Annotated in this window: 2 protein-coding genes, 3 tRNA genes and 2 pseudogenes; 1 reads left to right on the top strand and 6 read right to left on the bottom strand. The window is 41.4% G+C overall.

Annotation, left to right across the window (positions count from 1 at the left end; genetic code table 11):
- Nucleotides 1–1,482 precede the first annotated feature (1,482 nt).
- A pseudogene (locus ACTRWI_RS21900) lies at nt 1,483–1,841 on the top strand (DUF2391 family protein).
- A 426-nt stretch (nt 1,842–2,267) separates the two neighbouring features.
- On the opposite strand, the gene ACTRWI_RS21895 reads toward ACTRWI_RS21900, so the two are convergent.
- The 6 genes and pseudogenes from ACTRWI_RS21895 to ACTRWI_RS21870 all read right to left on the bottom strand — a co-directional run bounded on the left by ACTRWI_RS21895 (nt 2,268) and on the right by ACTRWI_RS21870 (nt 4,321).
- Nucleotides 2,268–2,343 (bottom strand) — tRNA-Asn (locus ACTRWI_RS21895).
- Nucleotides 2,344–2,367: 24 nt separating this feature from the next.
- Nucleotides 2,368–2,443 (bottom strand) — tRNA-Thr (locus ACTRWI_RS21890).
- 56 nt (nt 2,444–2,499) lie between these two features.
- Nucleotides 2,500–2,575: transfer RNA gene (locus ACTRWI_RS21885), tRNA-Phe, on the bottom strand.
- Between the two features lie 383 nt (nt 2,576–2,958).
- Nucleotides 2,959–3,222, bottom strand: coding sequence for a methyl-accepting chemotaxis protein (locus ACTRWI_RS21880; RefSeq protein ID WP_499133817.1), 264 nt, complete (start codon nt 3,220–3,222; stop codon nt 2,959–2,961).
- A gap of 145 nt (nt 3,223–3,367) precedes the next feature.
- Nucleotides 3,368–3,667, bottom strand: a complete 300-nt coding sequence (locus ACTRWI_RS21875; protein ID WP_499133816.1) for a hypothetical protein — start codon at nt 3,665–3,667, stop codon at nt 3,368–3,370.
- Nucleotides 3,668–3,757: 90 nt separating this feature from the next.
- Nucleotides 3,758–4,321: pseudogene (locus tag ACTRWI_RS21870) on the bottom strand (cache domain-containing protein).
- Nucleotides 4,322–4,868 lie beyond the last annotated feature (547 nt).

The following is a 4,868-nucleotide window of genomic DNA, read 5'->3' as shown; positions in this document are numbered from 1 at the left end:
TAAGTAACAGTCTTAATTAGATCATATTTTTACTTAGATTGGTATAAGTCGTTTTGGAGAATAGATAATTTGGTCTTCGTATCAACGAGTCCCGATCGCCTGTGACCCAGTATTCCACCTTTTATTAGAAAGCCTAGTGTTATGACTAGGCTTTCGTCGTTTTGGGGAACAGATAATTTGGCCCTCGATCAACGAGTCCAAATAGCCTGCGAGCCATGCCAGAAATTGCAGGGCTTTTTTGTAGTCAAATTATTGTAAATCGCCCTGACTGTCAGCCCCCTCGATCATGCCGGCACTGCTCAGAAACCTAGCTTTACGATTAGGCTTGCATCGTTTCTGAGTATTGTTAATTTGATCTAGAGATCATAACTTTGGTCGGGCAGGAGCAAAGGTCCAGAAGATTCTCTATTTATCGATAATCTTTGTTAGAAGTTGTTTGGCTTGTTTACTTCCGAACTATGATGTTCTCTCTTTTAAGTGCGTTAAACGAGCCTTGGAGTGCTCATTATAGTTTGTCTGTTTTTGGTGTTTACTGAGAAACTAGGTAGTGCCGTGAAGCGCTATTTCTCTGATGTCTGGCAACCTAGTCAGCGGTTAAATTCGAGCTCTAATGAACCTTTAAGAAGCTAGAATTGGTAGTTGCACTCTACTGACAATGTCGTTCTAAGCTTTTTATTGCTTTTCATCTAAATACTTTCTAACCCCTGATGCTTTAACTCTCAGTTGTCCTCATTGCTTTTTGGCACAGTAACCGGCTCCCATTGTGTGGACGTAGCCTGGCAGCCTAGCTAGTGCAATAGAGAGTAGTGTCCATGTGACTTGGTGGCTGGTCTTGATGAATACACAATAGATCTATGTTGTTGGTAATTGCAGATGTGAGCAGTTTATAAAAGCACTTACAAGGTACTAGTTTTGCTTATTCACATGTTCTACAAACTGTAACCTATTTCTTTGTATTCTGAAGGTCTCGAAGCCTGTTCACTATGATAGCTCTCGCCTTTAATTTGGTTTCGAGTGCTTGAGTTATCAGAGTTGTAGTTAAGCTATCAAAGTAACAATCCCTTAAGTTATCCACTGTCAAACACTACTCATTGAAATGGTCCTCATTACTACCACGAGAGTTAGTATCTTCAGCTATATTGTTTTGGTGAAAGTACATTCATAGGTAAGTTTTACCAGTTTTGGGTTGAGCAATATTGGTATGGACGCAGAAGCAACTATTGCCCTCAACTATCTCGGACTTGAGCCTATATACACTCTACGATCGCGTGGAAGCGTTAAGATTATAATTAGTAGAATTTGATTTGTTGCTCCCTGGTTCAAAGCCTAGTTGGCTTTAGGTGGTAAATATGAAATACCGGAAGTCACTTTTAACTTATAATGATTCCAGTATTTAGATAGTTGAGAATAATTACAGCGGGTTCGCTGAGAGAGCTTAAGTAGGTCATGTAACTAAGTTTTAATTTTGAAGATGCAAGTCAGATCTTTGTTGGATCTTTTGCTCTGGCTTTTCCTATCTCTTTTTCTGAAGAAGCCTGGAGACTAGGAGAGATGTTACCTGCCGAAAATTTATTACAGCTATTTTGTTATCCGCAGTCTTTCTTGGTTTTTATACTTATGAGAGTGTCTTTCAAAAGGATGTTGTTACTAGAATCCCCGTATTCATTTTTAGAATCGTTATCGCTTATGTCATGCCGGCCATGGTCGTAGCATTAGTATTGACTTGTTTAGATAAACTCCCTTTGTTGACAGACTCTGTAGTGTCAATCAAGAGGGGGATTATTATTTCTATGCCAGCCTCTATGGGAGCGATTGTAGTGGATAGTTTTGATAAAGAGTAACGCAGTGAGGCTAAGGAGCTCATGGTGCTTTACAGCCATAACTGAGAGTATTTAGAGCGATGTTTGAAGTATTTAACTCTAAATCACCACACTATATAGCTTTTCGATTTATGGTCGTCGTTGTGCCAGAGCAATTTTCGATGAAGTGCCCTTATTAAGTGAGCTTTGTCACTTGAGATGAATGGCTGTGTTTTGTTTGGTTACCTCTAGATAAAGAAAGATATTTTGGATGCGATAAAAGGCAAGGAAGGAAAGAGATGTGTGATTTTCAGATGCAAAAAAGCCGCATCAATGATGCGGCTTTTTCTTTTTTTGCTCCCCCTGCGGAATTCGACGCGGCCGGCTAGGTCTGAGACATTGCTTTGGCACAAAGCAGGAGCGTTAGATACGAAAAAGCCTCATCGTGTGATGAGGCTTTCTCTAAAGTGGCTCCCCCTGCGGGACTCGAACCTGCGACATACGGATTAACAGTCCGCCGTTCTACCAACTGAACTAAGGGGGAATTATTCTCAAAGCTTTAAAGAAATGGTGCCGACTACCGGAATCGAACTGGTGACCTACTGATTACAAGTCAGTTGCTCTACCTACTGAGCTAAGTCGGCACATAATATTTCTTTGTGCTTTACTGTTGTTGTCTAAGACACCAACAAATAAATTGTGGTGCCCGGAGGCGGAATCGAACCACCGACACGAGGATTTTCAATCCTCTGCTCTACCGACTGAGCTATCCGGGCGACGAGGTGTATTAAACGTGTTTTCGCGTTCTGGGTCAACATTAAATTGCAAAAAAAGTATTGTTTGATGTTTTTCTATACTTAGTGGGTTGTTTTTGTTCATTTGTGGTGAAAAACCTAGGTCTAGCATGCCCTAAAAGATTGAGAAACTACGTTTAACTAGACGGGATGAGTGTCTAAATAAAAAAAGCACGTGTAAAAACGTGCTTTTATATTTAAAAATCTTCCCGAAACTTTAGTGTTTTACTTCAAACCTATTTACCCAAGCTTCTAATTCATTAGGTAGAGAGGCTAAGGTTTGGGTGCTATTATGACTTTCGGTCACTACATTGCTTAATTGATTACCGCTTTCCTCAATCATGTTGATGCGTTTCGAGATATCATCAACATGATTGAGTTTGCTCAGCCGCCGCTGTTGCGATCTGATGGCTCATTGAAGAGATTGACTCAAGAGCAATAACAATCTGTTGTAGTACTTCTGAGGCATTTTGAGACTCGGTTACTGTGCTCTGGCTGGTCGCTGCACACACTTCCATGGTTTGGATAGCGTTTCGAGCCCCGTTCTGAGGGTTATTGATCATTAATTGAATCTCTTTAGTGCTTGATTGCGTTCGGCCTGCAAGATTACGCACCTCATCAGCAACCACTGCAAATCCGCGACCTTGCTCGCCTGCACGAGTTGCCTAATTGCTAATAGATGTGTCTGTTCTGCAATATCACCAATCACATCCAACACTTTCATAATGTTGTTTACATCGTTATCTGGTTTAGCGACCGCTTCACTTGCTGTTCCTAGTTGTCCAGCGAGGCCTTGAATATGTCTACTGTGTTATGAATCAGGCGTTGAGTATGTTGGCTCTGTTTGTCTGGTTCATCAGTGTTGCGCGCCGTGTCTCCCGCAGAATCAGCAACGTTGTTAGCTGAAGATGCCATATCTGTCATAGCTGTTGCGATCATTTCAGTGGATTGCTGTTGTGTTTCAGTTAGTTGAGCAATAGAACCTGCACGGCCCTCGACGCGTTGAAGCTCGCCTCGTAATGCCAACATCGAAGCATTAAGATTAGATACCAGTTCAGCCAGCGATTTACTCATTTGTTGTACTGCATGATAGATACTGCCATCGACCGCTTTAATTTCGAAAGAGGTCTGAATGCGTCTTTCTGCTATAGCTTGTACGGCTTCTCATACGTCTTTAGGCTCGCCACCATGTAGTGCCAGCATTCTTTTAATAGACACGATTAAGCTTGAAAGAATAAGGCCTGCAATAACAACACATAGGAATAGCTGCCATTGAGCGGTAGACCAGAAACGCGCATTCACTTCGTTGAATCCGATACCAGTACCTACAACCCAACCCCAATGTGCTGTTTTCTCTGCAATAGATAGTTTTTCTTCAATAGTTCCATCAGGCTGTTTTTGGATCCAGGTGTACTCAACGATCTGACTCGTTCGGTTACCAAGTACTCTTTGGATTAACTAACCAACGCTAATGCCATCTCCATCTTTAAAGTCATTAGAGCTAGTTCCGTGTAACTGAGGATCTAATGGTGTAGCGACAAACGTCATATTCTCATCGGCAAAGTATACATATTCATTGTCTTTATAAATATTGTTACGCAGCAGGCGAGCCGCTAACTGTTTTGCTTGTTGTTCATCTAAAGTGCCGTCAATCGCCATCTTTTCAACTTCTGTAAGAATGCTGTATGCACTCTTAAATAGTTCAGTTACGCGAGCTTTGTTATCCATGTTGCTAGCGCCTCTTAAGGTCCATAAGCCTGTAGCGGTCAACGCTAGTAGGGCGATTAAAATGATGCCCGTAGTAAGTAAGCTTGCGTTTTTAGTTGCATATTTCCCCGCGCAGCAATTCAATAATAAATATTAGGTATGTTTCGTCGAATCTTAATCTCAGTCGTGTAAGGCAGATATTAAAAAGATATTAAAACAGGATGAAGATTAAATTTACGACGAAAAAAAATAATAGAACGCTAGTTTGTAACCTTCGTGTATTTGATTGTGTCTTGAGAATGGCCGTTAGGGAGCGGTATTAGTCAAAGATTGTCGTTTAACAGAGGTATACGAGGGAAGAGGGGGGGCTGCTTTCAGAATTGAATGCGTGCCTGAATTTAAAGAGGTTTAGTGCCGTCTAAAAGAATAATCCAAGCTTCTCGAAAGAGTTTTTCAGTATTGGAGTTCGACGTGACCGGTTAGGGAGGGGGCTAAGATATTGCTTTGGCACAAAGCCGGAGCGTTAGATACGAAAAAGCCTCATCATGTGATGAGGCTTTCTCTAAAA

Source organism: Pseudoalteromonas sp. G5_S1_14_S5 (assembly GCF_054968605.1).
The sequence above is the reverse complement of the archived record's forward strand: the minus strand, read 5'-3'. Positions and strand labels throughout refer to the sequence as shown.